The sequence below is a fragment of the Kribbella sp. NPDC051586 genome (genome assembly GCF_044453965.1).
GTDB lineage: Bacteria > Actinomycetota > Actinomycetes > Propionibacteriales > Kribbellaceae > Kribbella.
On the sequence record NZ_JBITDF010000005.1, the window covers coordinates 838,690 to 852,855 of the forward strand.

General features: G+C 70.4%; 12 protein-coding genes. 5 read left to right on the top strand and 7 right to left on the bottom strand.

The features are described from left to right. The first annotated feature begins 32 nt into the window (after positions 1 to 32). Complete coding sequence (locus tag ACIA58_RS37735) at positions 33 to 728, top strand: GntR family transcriptional regulator (protein WP_396408652.1); 696 nt, start codon at positions 33 to 35, stop codon at positions 726 to 728. Then, on the top strand, positions 725 to 1,711 hold the full coding sequence (locus tag ACIA58_RS37740; RefSeq protein ID WP_396408653.1) for a GDSL-type esterase/lipase family protein: 987 nt from the start codon (positions 725 to 727) through the stop codon (positions 1,709 to 1,711). Before ACIA58_RS37735 ends, ACIA58_RS37740 begins: the two co-directional genes overlap by 4 nt. A 1-nt stretch (position 1,712) precedes the next feature. Here the strand turns inward: ACIA58_RS37740 and ACIA58_RS37745 are convergent, their stop codons facing one another. Both ACIA58_RS37745 and ACIA58_RS37750 read right to left on the bottom strand, forming a co-directional pair. Further along, complete coding sequence (locus ACIA58_RS37745) at positions 1,713 to 4,700, bottom strand: glycine--tRNA ligase (RefSeq protein WP_396408720.1); 2,988 nt, start codon at positions 4,698 to 4,700, stop codon at positions 1,713 to 1,715. Positions 4,701 to 4,754: 54 nt separating this feature from the next. Beyond that, a complete protein-coding gene (locus tag ACIA58_RS37750) occupies positions 4,755 to 5,288 on the bottom strand; it encodes a TetR/AcrR family transcriptional regulator (protein ID WP_396408654.1) in 534 nt (177 codons plus the stop codon). Positions 5,289 to 5,381: 93 nt separating this feature from the next. On the opposite strand from ACIA58_RS37750, the gene ACIA58_RS37755 reads away from it, so the two are divergent. Together ACIA58_RS37755 and ACIA58_RS37760 are read left to right on the top strand one after the other, a co-directional pair. Further along, positions 5,382 to 6,272, top strand: coding sequence for a TIGR03564 family F420-dependent LLM class oxidoreductase (locus ACIA58_RS37755; protein WP_396408655.1), 891 nt, complete (start codon positions 5,382 to 5,384; stop codon positions 6,270 to 6,272). After that, entirely contained in the window at positions 6,269 to 7,525 is a 1,257-nt protein-coding gene (locus ACIA58_RS37760) for an RNA polymerase sigma factor (RefSeq protein WP_396408656.1), read from the top strand. The genes ACIA58_RS37755 and ACIA58_RS37760 overlap by 4 nt, the downstream gene beginning before the upstream one ends. On the opposite strand, the gene ACIA58_RS37765 is transcribed toward ACIA58_RS37760, so the two are convergent. Beyond that, the gene (locus ACIA58_RS37765) at positions 7,526 to 8,176 is read right to left on the bottom strand and encodes a response regulator (RefSeq protein ID WP_396408657.1); all 651 of its coding nucleotides are present in this window, start codon (positions 8,174 to 8,176) and stop codon (positions 7,526 to 7,528) included. Then, positions 8,173 to 9,306 carry a sensor histidine kinase gene (locus tag ACIA58_RS37770; protein ID WP_396408658.1) on the bottom strand — a complete coding sequence of 378 codons (1,134 nt, stop codon included), beginning with the start codon at positions 9,304 to 9,306 and terminating at the stop codon, positions 8,173 to 8,175. Before ACIA58_RS37770 ends, ACIA58_RS37765 begins: the two co-directional genes overlap by 4 nt. Positions 9,307 to 9,421: 115 nt before the next feature. Here ACIA58_RS37770 and ACIA58_RS37775 point away from each other — a divergent pair, with 115 nt between their 5' ends. Next, positions 9,422 to 10,963 (top strand): carboxylesterase/lipase family protein, encoded by a 1,542-nt coding sequence (locus ACIA58_RS37775; protein WP_396408659.1) that lies wholly within the window; start codon positions 9,422 to 9,424, stop codon positions 10,961 to 10,963. Positions 10,964 to 10,967: 4 nt separating this feature from the next. Here the strand turns inward: ACIA58_RS37775 and ACIA58_RS37780 are convergent, their stop codons facing one another. The 3 genes from ACIA58_RS37780 to ACIA58_RS37790 form a co-directional block, all read right to left on the bottom strand. Continuing rightward, positions 10,968 to 11,273 (bottom strand): DUF3618 domain-containing protein, encoded by a 306-nt coding sequence (locus ACIA58_RS37780; RefSeq protein WP_396408660.1) that lies wholly within the window; start codon positions 11,271 to 11,273, stop codon positions 10,968 to 10,970. Then, positions 11,270 to 11,716 (bottom strand): phage holin family protein, encoded by a 447-nt coding sequence (locus ACIA58_RS37785; RefSeq protein ID WP_396408661.1) that lies wholly within the window; start codon positions 11,714 to 11,716, stop codon positions 11,270 to 11,272. The genes ACIA58_RS37780 and ACIA58_RS37785 overlap by 4 nt, the downstream gene beginning before the upstream one ends. 117 nt (positions 11,717 to 11,833) lie before the next feature. Then, positions 11,834 to 14,134, bottom strand: coding sequence for a M4 family metallopeptidase (locus ACIA58_RS37790; RefSeq protein WP_396408662.1), 2,301 nt, complete (start codon positions 14,132 to 14,134; stop codon positions 11,834 to 11,836). Positions 14,135 to 14,166 lie beyond the last annotated feature (32 nt).

Consider the following 14,166-nt stretch of genomic DNA (forward strand, 5'->3'; position numbering starts at 1 on the left):
GCGATTCGGCGTTATAACCGAAGGGGGTGCTGGTGACGAAGGCGGAGTCTGCCTACGAACTCGTCCGGGAGCAGGTGCTCCGGGGCGACCTGACCCCGGGCGCGGTCATCCCGCAGGCTGCCCTCGCCCGCGAGCTCGGCGTGAGTACGACGCCGTTGCGTGAGGCGCTGCGCCGGCTGATGACCGAGGGCCTGGTCGAGCTCGACGCGCACCGCGACGCCCGCGTCACCCGACTGACCCTCGAGGAGGCCCGCGACCTGATCGAGATACGCCGTTCCCTCGACCCGCTCGCCGCCGGCCTCGCCGCGGAACGCCGTACCCGCGAAGACCTGGCGCTGATCCGCCAGACGGCCGACGAGCTGCGGCCGCTGCGCACCGACCCCGGTTCGGCCGAGCTGCTCACGCACCGGCGGTTCCACGTGGCGATCTACACCGCGTCGCACAACCAGCTCCTGGTTCAGAACCTGGACGGACTCTGGGACAAGGCCGACCGGTATCGCAGACTTGCCCTCGAGGACGGCCGGCCCGAAGCGGACCTGGACCGCACGCACTCCGAGCACCGTGCGCTGGTCGACGCGATCGCCGCCGGCGACTCCGCGACCGCGACGACAGTGATGCTGGCGCACGTCGAGGCCAGCCTCGGTGCTCGCGCGGTCGCCCGCCTGACGTCGGCCGCCGAGCAACCCGCCGCCCGGTCACTCCGGGGCATTCGAGGAGGCCGATCATGACTGACCTGTGGACCGGGTACCAGTATCGCGAGGTCGATGCGGACGGTTGGACGACGTTCTGGCGACTCGACCCTCGCGGCCACGACTTCCACCTGTCCGACTGGACGGGTTATCCGGACCGTCCCGGCCATCGTTTGTGGAAGCGCGCCGCGACGCCCGCGGGAGTGCGCGGAGCCTGGCGTACTTCGGCGACCTCGGTCGAGCTGGAGATCCGCGCGGCGCTCGGCATCTACTCCAGGATCGCGCCCGTCGACGTCCTGGTCGACGGGCAGCTGCACCGGCGGTGCGAGGTGCCGGAGGGCGAGCAGCGGCTGGTCGTCGACCTGCCGGGTCGCCCGGTCGAGGCGGAGATCTGGCTCCCCCAGGCCGGAGAGATCGCGATCCGGGAGTTGTCCTTCGACGGCGAGGCCGAGTCGCTCGCGCCGACCGGGCCGCGGTGGATCACCTACGGCAGCTCGATCACCCAGGCCGGCGGCGCGTACGGCCCGTCGGAGACCTGGCCGGCGCTGGTCGCCCGGAAGAACGGCTGGGACGGCGTCAATCTCGGTTTCGGCGGCGAGTGCCACCTCGACCCGATCGCGGCCCGGACGATCCGCGGCCTGCCGGCCCGGTTGATCTCACTGTGTCTCGGCATCAACATCTACGGTGGAGCGACTTTCAGCGGCCGGACGCTGCCCGGCCAGGTCGAGTCGTTCATCGCCACCGTTCGCGAGGGTCATCCGCAGACTCCGCTCGTCGTGGTCACCCCGCTGCCCGCCCCGGACCGCGAGGGCAAGCCGAACTCGGTCGGCCTCAGGCTCGACGACGTCCGCGACTGCGTCGAGCTCGGCGCCCGCACCGACCCCGGCGTACAGGTGATCGACGGCCGGACGGTCCTCAGCGAGGACGAAGCCCGGGCCCTGTATGCGGACGAAGTGCATCCAGGGCCCGACGGTTATCGACTGATCGGCGAGCGGCTCGCCGGACTGCTCACGCTCGGCTGAATCACTCGGCCGGGCTGAGGCTGGTGCCCAGTGCCTGCCAGTCGAGGACCGGTGCGGCCAGGTGGCTGATCGTGGCCAGCAGGCCGAGGCGCGCGGCCTTGATCTCCGGGTCCTTGGCCATCACGAGGATCTCGTCGAAGAACGCATTCACCGGCTCGACCAGCACCGACGCGGCGGCAACGAAGTCGGACAGGCCGGTCGGCGCCTGACCGATCTTCTGCACGGCTTCGTGCAGCACGACCTCGGCGGGCTCGGTCAGCTTGCTCGAGTCGTACGACGCCTCGGTGCCCTCGGGGACGATCCGGCGTACCCGCTGGAGAACGGCGACCAGGCCGGCGAAGTCGCTGTCGCCGACCAGGCCCTGCAAGGCCTTCAGCGTCTCGTCCGCCGCCGCGGGCGCCGTTGCCAACGGCAACACTGCGGCGACCTGGTGGTGATCGTCACCCCGGTCGAGCAGCTGCTGCTCGTACCGCCGGACGGTGAACTCGGCCACCTCGTCCAGCGAGTCCGCCGGTACGTCGATGCCCTGGGCGCCGATCTCCGCAGCGGCTGCCTGCAGACCCGTCTCGAGTGTGATCGCCCGCAGCTCCGGGTGCTCGCGCAGGATCGCGACCACACCGGCGGCCGCACGCCGCAGCGCGAACGGGTCAGAGCTTCCGGTCGGCTTCGCGCCGACACCGAACAGTCCGGCGAGCAGATCGAACCGGTCGGCCAGCGCGAGCAGTGCACCCGGGGTCGTCGACGGCACCGGGTCACCGGCCGACCGCGGCAGCTCCATGTCGAACAGGGCCTGGGCGACGCCCTCGGTCTCCCCGGCGCGACGCGCGTACTCGCGGGCCATCGTGCCGGCCAGGCTGGTCAGCTCGACCACCATCTGCGAGCCCAGGTCGAACTTCGCGAGCTCGGAGGCCCGCTTCAGCGTGGTCAGGTCGTCGCCGTCGAGGCCCACCTTCGCGGCCAGCGCCAGGGCGATCCGGCCGATGCGACCGGCGCGGTCGGCCATCGAGCCGAGGCGCTCCTCGAAGGCCAGCTTGTCCAGCTCGGCCTTCATCGACTCGAGCGGGGTGTCGAGGTCGGCGCGCCAGAAGAACGCGGCGTCCTCGTAACGCGCCCGCAGTACGCCCTCGTTGCCGGCCCGGACCACGTCCTCGTCCACGGAACCGTTGGCCACGGCAACGAAGTGCGGGAGCAGCTTGCCGTCCGTGTCACGCACCGGCAGGTAGCGCTGGTGCTTGCGCATCACGGTCGTCAGGATCTCGCTCGGCAGATCGAGGTAGTCCGCGGCGAACCCGCCGAGGATCGACGTCGGCTCCTCGATCAGGTTGACGATCTGGTCGACGAGCGCGGACTCGCCGTCGAAGTCGATGGTTCCGTTGACGCCCTTCGCCAGCTCGGTGGCCGCCGACACGATCTCCGACCGGCGCTTGGCCGGGTCGGCCTCGACGCCGTGGATGCGGAGCAGGTCCAGGTAGCCCTCGGCCGAGGCGAGCTCGACCTTCGGCTGCGCGGCCGTGCGGTGGACGCGGGTGGTGCGGCCGGCGGCGAGCGTCGAGACCGACACGGGCACGACCTGATCGCCCAGGACCGCGACCAGCCAGCGGATCGGGCGGGTGAAGGACAGCTTGGCGTCGTTCCACCGCATGTTCTTGTCCGAGCGCAGTCCGGTGACGATCTCGCTCAGTACGCCGCTCAGCACCTCGGCGGCGCCCCGCCCCGGGTCGGGCTTGGTCACCGCGACGTACTCGACGCCGTCGACGTCCAGGTCGTGGAGCTCGCTCGGGTCGACCTTCTGACCGCGGGCGAACCCGGCGGCAGCCTTGGTGATGTTGCCGTCGGCGTCGTACGCGGCGGCCTTCTTCGGACCGCGGACCACGCGCTCGGCGTCCGGCTCACCGGCCTGAACCGACGCGACGAAGGCGACCACCCGGCGCGGGGTCGCGTACGTCGTGATCGCGCCATGGCCGAGCCGCGTCGCGGCCAGCTTCTCCTCCAGCGCCTTCCGCACCGCCTCGGCGGTCTTGGTGACCTCCGACGGCGGCATCTCCTCGGTGCCGATCTCGAACGTCAGCTGCCGGGTCCCGGTGCTCGCCGGGAACTCGGTCGGCTCGGCCGCGGCCGGCGGCAGCTCGGCGTGCCCCAGCGGGTACTCCAGCTCCGCACGGCGCTCGGCCCACAGCCGCGAGACCTCGCGAGCCAGCGTGCGCATCCGGCCGAACGCCTTCGCGCGCTCCGTCGTACTCACCGCGCCGCGGGCGTCGAGGACGTTGAACGTGTGCGAGCAACGCAGTACCTGGATGTGCGCGGGCACCGGGAGCCGGTCGTCGATCATCCGGCGGGCCTCGTTCGCGTACTCCTCGAACAAACGCTTCTGTGACTCCACGTCGGCGTCGTCGAGGTAGTAACGGCTCATCTCGTACTCCGCCTGGCCGAACGCCTCGCCGTACGAGATGCCCGGCGCGTAGGAGATGTCTTTGAAGTGGGAGACACCCTGCAGCGCCATCATGATCCGCTCGATGCCGTAGGTGATCTCCACCGACACCGGGTCGAGCGTCATGCCGCCGGCCTGCTGGAAGTACGTGAACTGGGTGATCTCCAGGCCGTCCAGCCAGACCTCCCAGCCCAGCCCCCACGATCCGGTCGCCGGGTTGGCCCAGTTGTCCTCGACGAACCGGACGTCGTGCGCGTGGATGTCGATCCCGAGCGCGGTCAGGCTGTCCAGGAACAACTCCTGCGGGTTGCCCGGGTCCGGCTTCAGCACCACCTGGAACTGGGTGTGGGTCTGCAGGCGGTTCGGGTTCTCGCCGTAGCGGCTGTCGTCCGGTCGGACGCTCGGCTCGACGTACGCCACCCGCCACGGCTCGGGACCGAGCACCCGCAGGATGGTCGCCGGGTTCAGCGTGCCGGCGCCGACCTCGGTGTTGAACGGCTGCACGACCATGCAGCCCCGGTCGGTCCAGTACTTCGTCAGCGCGAGCAGCGCGTCCTGCATGGTGAGCACAACAAACCTCAAGCCGTATTCGGGGGGTGTTCGGAGCGAAGTCTATTAGGCCTGCGCGGGTGCTATTCCCCGGATGACCAGGTCGAGCAGGTGGCCGGCCCGGCCGGCGTCCTGGCCGCTGGCCAGCGCGAGGCCGTTGACCAGCGTCAGCAGGTCGGAGATGTCCACGTCGGCGGACACCGAGCCGTCCTCCTGAGCCCGCTCGAGCAGGAGCCGGCCGGCCGAGCGGATCCGGACGTGACACTGCGAGCCGTGTTCGGCGCTCATCACCAGCGCCGGACCGAGACCGTGGACGGTGGCGATGTGGCCGACCATGCAGTGTAGCCAGATCGTGAACGCCCGCAGGGGTTGCGGATGCTCCCGGAGCTCCTCGGCCCGGGCGCAGACGCCGGCGATGCTGCTCTCGAAGACGGCCTCGAGGAGCGCGACCCGGCCGCCGAAATGGCGGTGCAGGGTGGCCGAGCCGACCCCGGCGCGGCGGGCGATCTCCTCCAGCGAGGCCTCGGCTCCCTGCTCAGCGACCACCTCGGCAGCGGCCGCGACCATCCGGTCGCGGTTTCGCCGGGCGTCCGCTCGCACGATCGGGCTCCTTGCTTAAGTGGGGTGGCACCCCATATCGTATCAGGAGTTAACCGGGGTACCACCCCACTAATCACTCGTGAGGAGTGGCAGATGCGGATCGGACTGGCGTTCGGGGACGCCCGCAAACAACGCGATCTCGCCGGGATCACCGAGCAGATCCGGACGGCTCGCGCTATCGACACCGTCTGGGTCACCCAGGGCCCGAACCTCGACGCCCTTCTTACCCTGGCCACCGCCGGCGCGACCTCCGTCGAACTCGGCACGGCGGTGGTGCCGTTCCCCCAGCGGCATCCACTGGTGCTGGCGAGCCAGGCGCTCACCGTCCAGGCAGCGACCGGCAACCGACTGACGCTGGGGATCGGGGCCGGCATCGCGCTGATGGTCGGTTCGATGTTCGGGCTACCCACCGATCGGCCGGCTCGCCGGCTCCGCGAGTACCTGGAGGTACTGCGACCACTGCTCCGCGGCGAAGCGGTCGACCATCACGGCGAGACGCTGACCGCGGTCGGCTCGGTCGCCGTCGAAGGAGCGGTCGCGCCGCCGGTGCTGGTCGCCGCCCTCGGTCCGGCCATGCTCAAGGTCACCGGCGAACTGGCCGACGGCACCATCACCTGGATGACCGGGCCCAGGACGCTCGAGACCCATGTCGTACCGTCGATCACCAAGGCGGCCCAGAGCGGTCGGGCGCCGCGGATCGTCGCCGGTCTGCACATCTGCCTGACTGCCGACCTCGAGTCGACGCGAACGCAGTACGCCACCGACTTCGCGCTGTCCGGCCAGGTGCCGGAGTACCGGGCCGTGCTCGACCGCGAAGGCGTCGACGGGCCGGCCGAGATCCTGGTCGCGGGCGACGAGAGCGCGGTGCGCAAGAAGCTGGACCGGCTGCGTGACACCGGGATCACCGACCTGATGCTCGCACCGATCGGTACGCCGGCCGAACAAGCGCGGACGACCGAGTTCGTGTCTACTATCGGCGGGTGACGGTTACGGATGCGCACGGGGCGGTCGACGCGGTCTGGCGGATCGAGTCGGCGCGGATCATCGCGGGTGTGGCGCGGATCGTGCGCGACGTCGGTCTGGCCGAGGAGCTGGCGCAGGACGCGCTGGTGGCGGCGCTTGAGCAGTGGCCCGAGTCCGGCGTACCGAACAATCCGGGCGCCTGGCTGATGGCGATCGCCAAGCGCCGGGCGATCGACCTGATCCGGCGCAAGGACACCTACCAGCGCAAGCTCGCCGAGATGGGGCACGAGCTGGAGATCGACGGCGACAGCGTCGAGGACGACGTCGAGGCCATCCTCGAGGACCACATCGAGGACGATCTGCTCCGGCTCGTGTTCACCGCGTGCCACCCGGTGCTCACCATGGACGCGCGGGTGACGCTGACCCTGAAGCTGCTCGGCGGCCTGAAGACCGACGAGATCGCGCGCGCGTTCCTCGCCCCGGAGCCGACGATCGCGCAGCGGATCGTCCGGGCCAAGCGCAACCTGGCCAAGGCCGGCGTCGAGTTCGAGGTGCCGTCCGGGCCGGACCTGCTGGACCGGCTGTCGTCCGTGCTCGAGGTGGTCTACCTCATCTACAACGAGGGGTACTCCGCGACCGCGGGCGACGACTGGATGCGTCCGGCGCTGTGCAACGAGGCGATGCGGCTCGGCCGTCTGATCGCGGAGCTGATGCCGACCGAGCCCGAAGTACTCGGCCTGCTGGCCCTCATGGAGCTGCAGTCGTCCAGAGCCAACGCCCGTGTCGGACCCGACGGCGAGCCGGTGCTCCTGCTCGAGCAGGACCGCCGCCGCTGGGACCGGCTGCTGATCCGCCGCGGCCTCGAGGGGATCGATCGCGCCTGGGCCCTGGAGAAGCCACCCGGCCCGTATCTCCTCCAGGCCGCGATCGCCGCCTGCCACGCCCGGGCCGCCGACCCGGACGACACCGACTGGGCCCGGATCGCCGGCCTGTACGCCGTACTCGCGCAGGTCACGCCGTCGCCCGTGATCGAGCTGAACCAGGCGGTCGCGATCTCGATGGCGTTCGGCCCGGAGCGCGGGCTGCAGGCTGTGGACGCGCTGGCGGACGAGCCGTCGTTGAAGGACTACCACCTGCTGCCGAGCGTGCGGGGCGATCTCCTGTTCAAGCTCGGCCGGCTGGCCGAGGCGCGCGAGGAGTTCGAGCGGGCCGCCGCCCTGACCCGCAACGAACGCGAACGAAGGCTCCTGCTCGAGCGCGCCGCCGCCTGCTAGCTACTCCGCCTCGTGCAGGAGGACGGCGACCTGGGTCCGGTTGGCGACGTCCAGCTTGGCCATCAGCCGGGTCAGATGGGCCTTCACGGTGGCGGTGCTGAGGTAGAGCTCGGCGGCGATCTCGCGGTTGGTCCGGCCGCGGGCGATGGCGGTCGCGATCGCCCGCTCGCGGTCGGTCAGGGCGTCGAGCAGGTCCCGCGCGTGCTGCCGGTCGCGGTCCGGGGTGGTGACGTGCTTGATCAGGCCGGCCAGGACGGACGGCGACAGCACCGGTTCACCGGCGGCGGCGCGCCGCACGGCCGCCACGATGTCGGCCGGTGGCGTGTGCTTCAGCACGAACCCCGCCGCCCCCGCCCGCAGCGCACGCAGCACCTGGTCGTCGGCGTCGTACGTCGTGAGCACGATGACGGCCGGCGCATCCGGACGGCCACGCAGTTGCGCGGTCGCGGCGATGCCGTCGGTGCCAGGCATCTTGAGATCCATCAGCACGACGTCCGGACGGGTCGACGCGACCAGGTCGAGGACCTCCGCCCCGTCCTCGGCCTCCCCCGCGACGACCAGATCCGGTACGCCGCCGAGCATCGTCCGCAGGCCCATCCGCACCAGCGGATCGTCGTCCACCAGCAACACCCGCAACGACCGGTCGCTCATGACGCCAAGGGTAGCCAGGCGGCGAGCCGGAAGACGCCGTTCGACGGCCCGTAGCTGAGCCTTCCGCCGAGCAGCTCCACCCGCTCCCGCAACCCGATCAGACCGAGCCCCGACCCCGGCACGCCCGCATCCGTCGACTGCACCAGCTCGTTGCTGACGACAACAGTCAGACCGTCGTCGGCGGCGAAGCCGATCCGCACCGGCCGTCCCGGCGCGTGTTTGCGCGCGTTGGTCAGCCCCTCCTGCACGACCCGGTACACCGTTCGCCCGGCGGCCTCCGGGATGGTTGTCTCCGGCAACTCATCCGCCTGGACCGGTTGCCCTGACCGGACCGCATCGTCGATCAGCTCAGCGATGCGACGCAGCCCGGGCGTGCGCAGATCCGGATCGGGCGGCAGGCTGTCGTCCCGCAGTACGCCGATCACCTTCTGCAGGTCGGTCAGGATGTCGTGCGACGCGCCGCGGATCACCTCCGCCGTCGCGGCAACGTCCTCGGCCGGCGCATCCGGGCGGAACGCCAACGCTCCGGCGTGCATGCTCAGCAACGAGATCCGGTGCGCGAGGACGTCGTGCATGTCGCGGGCGATCCGCAGCCGCTCGGAGTGCCGGGCATGGTCGATGCGGGCCTTCTGCTCCGCCTCGGCCCGGCGGATGCGTTCCGCGGCCTCCCGGGCCAGCCGCAGCCGCAGGCGCAGGAACAACCCGAGCTCGATGGCCCCGACCATCACCAGCACGCCGAAGATCGGCCAGTAGGTGGCGAACCCCTGCCGCACCACGAGGTTGATCGTCACGACGGCCAGTGCGAACCCGGCGACGGCGAGCGCCTGCTGGTACCGGCGCCGCACCATGACCGACGCTATGGCCGCCGCCGCACCCGAGGTCGTGGAGACCGTGGTCATGGCCAGCAGGATCGCCACCACCTGAACCGGCCACCGGCGCCGGAACATCAACAACGCCGGCGCGACGGTCGCGATCACCGTATCCAGCACGATCCACGCCTGCGCCGGCCGCGGAACCGCCGTCACTTCACCGGCCAGGGTCACGGCCGCGACCAGGTAGGCAAGCAGCGTCAATCCGACGTCGGCGAGGCGCTGCCGACGCGGCCACGGCTGCTCCTGGTCCTCGTCCACCCTCCCGAGCCTAGGAGAACTTCGGTCCTGCCGGGGCACATCGTCGCCGTTCGGCCAGTAGAACTAGCCATCTGGCTACTGCTGCCGGCCCGGGCCTGGCAGCAGGGTTGAAGACATGATCAGAAGCCTTCTCGCGTTGAGCCTGCTGGCTGTCGTGCCGGCGACCACATCTCCCCCGGCTCAGGACGTCGTCCATATCCATGACGGGTTGGTGCGTGGCGCGGTCGGGCCGTCGACGGTGACATACCAAGGCATTCCGTATGCCGCCGCGCCCGTCAAGGCGTTGCGGTGGCGACCGCCACAGCCGCCGGCGCGCTGGTCGGGCGTCCGGGACGCGTCGAAACCCACGCCGCCCTGCCCTCAGCTCGGTAATGACGGACAGCCGATGCCCACTGCGTCGGAGGACTGCCTGTACCTGCACGTGACGGTGCCGAAGGCAACGTCGAACGCGCCGCGACCGGTGATGGTGTGGTCGCACGGCGGCGGGTTCAACGCCGGCTCGGGGAGTCAGTACACGGCGACCTCGCTGGCAACCGAGGGCAACGTCATCGTGGTGACGGTCGACTTCCGGCTCGGTGTCTTCGGTAACTTCGGACTGCCCGGCCTGCCTGGATCTGGCACCTTCGGTCTGCAGGACCAGCAGGCCGCGCTGCGCTGGGTCCGGCAGAACATCGGCGCCTTCGGTGGAGATGCCCACAACGTGACGCTGTTCGGCGAGTCCGGTGGCGGGGTCGGGACTTGCGGACTGCTCACGTCACCGGCCACCCGTGGCTTGGTCGATCGCGCGATCATGGAGAGCGGCTCGTGCCTGCTCGACTGGCCGCGAAACGGTCTGCTCATGGGCATCCCGGCCGGTTCGTTCTGGCACTCGGTCACGCAGGTGCAGCAGACCGGCAAGGCCGCGGCGACGAAGCTCGGTTGCACCCGTAGCGCTGTCCTGAAGTGTCTGCGGAGATTGGACACGGCGAAGGTGTTCAGCCAGTCCGCCGCCTTCGGATCTCTTGCCTACAACACCCCGACGTTGCCGGTCGAGCCGGGGAAGGCGGTTCGGGCCGGCCTGTTCCCGAGGATCCCGATCCTGTCCGGTTACAACAAGGACGAGGGCCGTGCGATCGCGTCGATCGCGGAGCTCATGAGCAATCCGGTGACCGAGGGCAACTACCGCACACGGCTCACCGAGGCGTTCGGCGACCGGGCAGCCACGGTCCAGGCCGCGTACCCCGCATCCGCGTACAGCGGTGATCGGGCCGCGGCGCTGGCCTGGTCGGCGATGGACACAGACCGGGTCTTCGCCTGCACCCAGCAGGCCACGACAGCTGCCTTCGCGCGGCGGACCACGGCGTACTCCTACGAGTTCGCGGATCCGGCGGCACCGGGGTACGTGATGTTCCCGGCGGGCTTCCCCACTGGTTCGTCACACGGCGCGGAGTTGAACTACCTGTTCGACACGGCGGGCGGACCGTCGTACCAGCTGACGCCGGCCCAGCAGCAGCTCGCTGCCCAGCTGCGCCGCTACTGGACCAACTTCGCCCGCACCGGCAACCCGAACGGTCCCGGAACACCAACCTGGCCGCAGTGGCCGAGCACCCAGATCCTCGCTCCTGGTGGTACCCATCCGATCGATGACCGGGGCAACCACCACTGCGACCTGTGGTGATGGTCTAGCTGTGCCGACGGGCCATCCAGGCGCCGACGCCGACGGCTACGGCGGTGCCTCCGATGGCGGCTGCGGCCGCCTTCGGGTGCCGCTTGCTCATCGCCGGCAGATCCTTCATCGCACCGGGAACTTCCTTCATCTTCTGCCCGGCCTGACCGGCGGTCTCCTTGACGCGGTGCGGGACGTTCAGCCGGCGGCTGAGCTCCTGCACCGTGTCCGCGAGGTGCTGCCGGGTCTCCTCGAGGTCGACGCGGAGCGTCTCCGTGTCCGACATCGGCTCTCGGTGCGCCCCGTTCTTGGTGGTGCTCATGACGTGACCTTCCCTTCGGGCTGGTGTCCCTTGAGCGCTTCCAGATCCTCGTGCACGCCGTCGACGGCACGATGCGGTACGGGCGGGGTGGCACGCGTGACGTGCCGCTTGCCGAGCAAGGCCGCGACGGCCGCGATCGCGAACAGCACGGCGGCGATCGCCAGGGCCGACAGCCAGGCAGGCCACGCGGTGGCCAGGCCGAGGACGGCCGCGGCGATCAGCACGCCGAGCCCGTAGACCGCGACCGTGCCTGCTCCGCCGAAGAGCCCGGCGCCGACTCCGGCCTCCTTGCCCTTCTCCTTGAGCTCGGCCTTGGCCAGCTGCAGCTCGTCGCGAACCAGCCGGCTCAGGTCGCTGGTCACCTGACTCACCAGCGCACCGACGTTGTCGTTGTGGTTCTTCGGCTCGGCATCGTGCCGGGCGAGTTCCGGACGTATCGTCATGGCCGCCTCCCGTGTTCGGCTGACGACCCGGTACCCGATTCGCGTCACGCTACGCAGCCGAGGGCCCGGCGGACGGATCCGCCGGGCCCTCGTCGTGCTGGGTCGTGCTGGGTCGAGCTACTTCGAGCAGGTGTAGACGGCGGCGTTGTCGAGCCACCAGTTGGCCGGCAGCAGGTCGGCGAAGTCCTTGCCGTGCTCGGTCCAGCGGAACTTCAGCTGCTTGCCCTGGAAGTCGGTCAGGTCGAGCCGGCTGGTCTCCCAGCCGCCCGAGTTGCCGTGCCAGGCGGCCGGCTCGTCGGTGAAGTTCGGGTCGACGGTCGGGCCGTTGACCCACTTCAGGTCGGCGGTGTCCTTCCAGGTCGCGCCGCCGTTGTCGGAGTACTCCAGCGTCGACGTACCGGTCCGGACGCCGAAGATGATGAACACGTTGTAGAAGTTGTACGCGTGCGTGAAGCGCAGGTACGTCTTCGGGTTCTTGATCTTCGTGCCGTTCGCGGTCTGCAGGCTGATCGAGGTGTCCGGAGCGGTCACGACGCCGAGCATCGAGTCGTCACCGTCCAGCGAGTACGACGTGTCGACCAGCGAACCGTCCAGGCCCTCGGCCTTGCCGAGCACCCACCCCGCGTCGCGGACGACCTTGCCGTCCGGGTACTCGACGAAGCTGTCCTTGAACAGGTTCTTGGCCTTGGCACCGGCCGTGTCGCAGACCGGCGCCTGGGCCGGCTTGCCGACGGCCGGCTCGAAGTCCATCTCGGTCGCCTTGATGGCCAGCTCGACCTGGGCGCAGTCGGCCTTGGTCATGCCGGACTTCTTCTTCTTGGCCAGCTTGGCGCAGGTCGCCCGCAGCCCCTCGGCCAGGTCGCCGTAGTCCGCGCCGGTGGTGAGCACCTTCTGGGTCTCGTGCCACAGCACCTCGGAGCGGGCCAGGCCGATGCCGAGCATCTTCTGGCCGTTGAACGCGCCGCCGTCGGCGATCAAGTACGCCGCCTTGTTGCCGACGCCGGAGTTGAAGTGCACGCCGCCGTTGTCCTGGAAGAACTCGTCGTCGAACCAGTTCGCGCTGCGCATCCGGTCCGGGTCGCCGAACTTGGTCGGGTCGGACATGCTCCGGATCACGCCCAGGCTCGAGCCCTCGCCGATCTGCCAGCGGTTCGCCGCGGTGTCGTCCGCGGAACCGTTGGTCAGATCAACGAACTCGCCCATGATGTCGGACAGCGACTCGTTGATCGCGCCGGCCTCCCACAGATAGGCCAGGCCGGAGGTGTGCTGGGTGACGCCGTGGGTCAGCTCGTGACCGGTCACGTCGTCGGTGCTGACGCCCTCGCCGAAGGCCATCTGCTCGCCGTTCCAGAACGCGTTCGCGTACGGACAGCCGCCGTCGACGCAGATCCGGACGGTACCGCGCAGCGCCTTGCCCTTGCCGTCGCCGTAGTCGGCGCCGATCAGCTCGGTCAGGTCGGTGCCCAGCGACGCGTACGTGTCGGAGGTGTCACCGAAGTACTCGTAGACCTGGTTGACGTCCTGGATCGCCGACGGCGCCTCGCCGTCGGCGCGGGCCGACGGGAAGACGGTGCCGCAGCGGACGTCCTCGGCGCCGGTCTGGATGACGGTGTGGTTGGCGTCGCAGACCACCCGGTTCAGGTTCTCGTTCAGGCTCCAGGCAAGCAGCGCCTGCCCGGCCGAGGCGTGCACCATCGCCTGCCAGCGGACGTCGCCCGGGCCGGTCACCTCGAACAGGTAGACCGGGATCGCGGCCGAGCCCGGCGTACGGGTCATCAGGCCGAGGTCGAACCAGCGCGGCCCGTCCAGCTTGGCGGTCAGCTTGCCGGCGTCGAGCTTGGCGCGCTCCGCGACCGCCTTCACCGCGGCCTCGCTCGCCTTCGCCTTCGCCGCGTCGACCTGGCCGGCGGCCGGGAAGGCGCCGTACGTCGCCAGCGTGACCTCGCCGTTGGCGGACTCCAGCGCACCGGACTTGTCCAGGTTGGTGACGATCTGGCCGCCGTACACCGGGACGCCGTCGATGGTCTGCTGGAAGCGGGTCTGCGAGCCGTACTCCGACAGGGCGCTGCTGCTCGCCACCAGATCGGCCGGCCGCGCACCGAAGTACGGGGCAACCGCGTCGACCTGGGCCTTCGCGACCGCGAGCGCGTCCGGCTTGCTGGTCGCGGACCTGGCCGCCTTCGCGCCGACCGCGGCGGGCGCCTTCAGCGGCGTCGCCGGCCGGATCGAGTGCGCGCGACCGAGCTCGTCGCGCTTGGCGACGACACCGGCGCCACCGCCCTTCGGGGTGTCGAGCTGCCGGATCTCGGGGCCATTGGCAACCGACGTGACCGGAGCACTGCTGGCCAGACTTGGTGACGCGAGGGTGAGTGCGACTGCGCCGGCCGCGAGACCGGCCAGCCAGGAACGAACTTTCACGGGCTTCCTCCCAGTTCCGTTGGACACCGGGA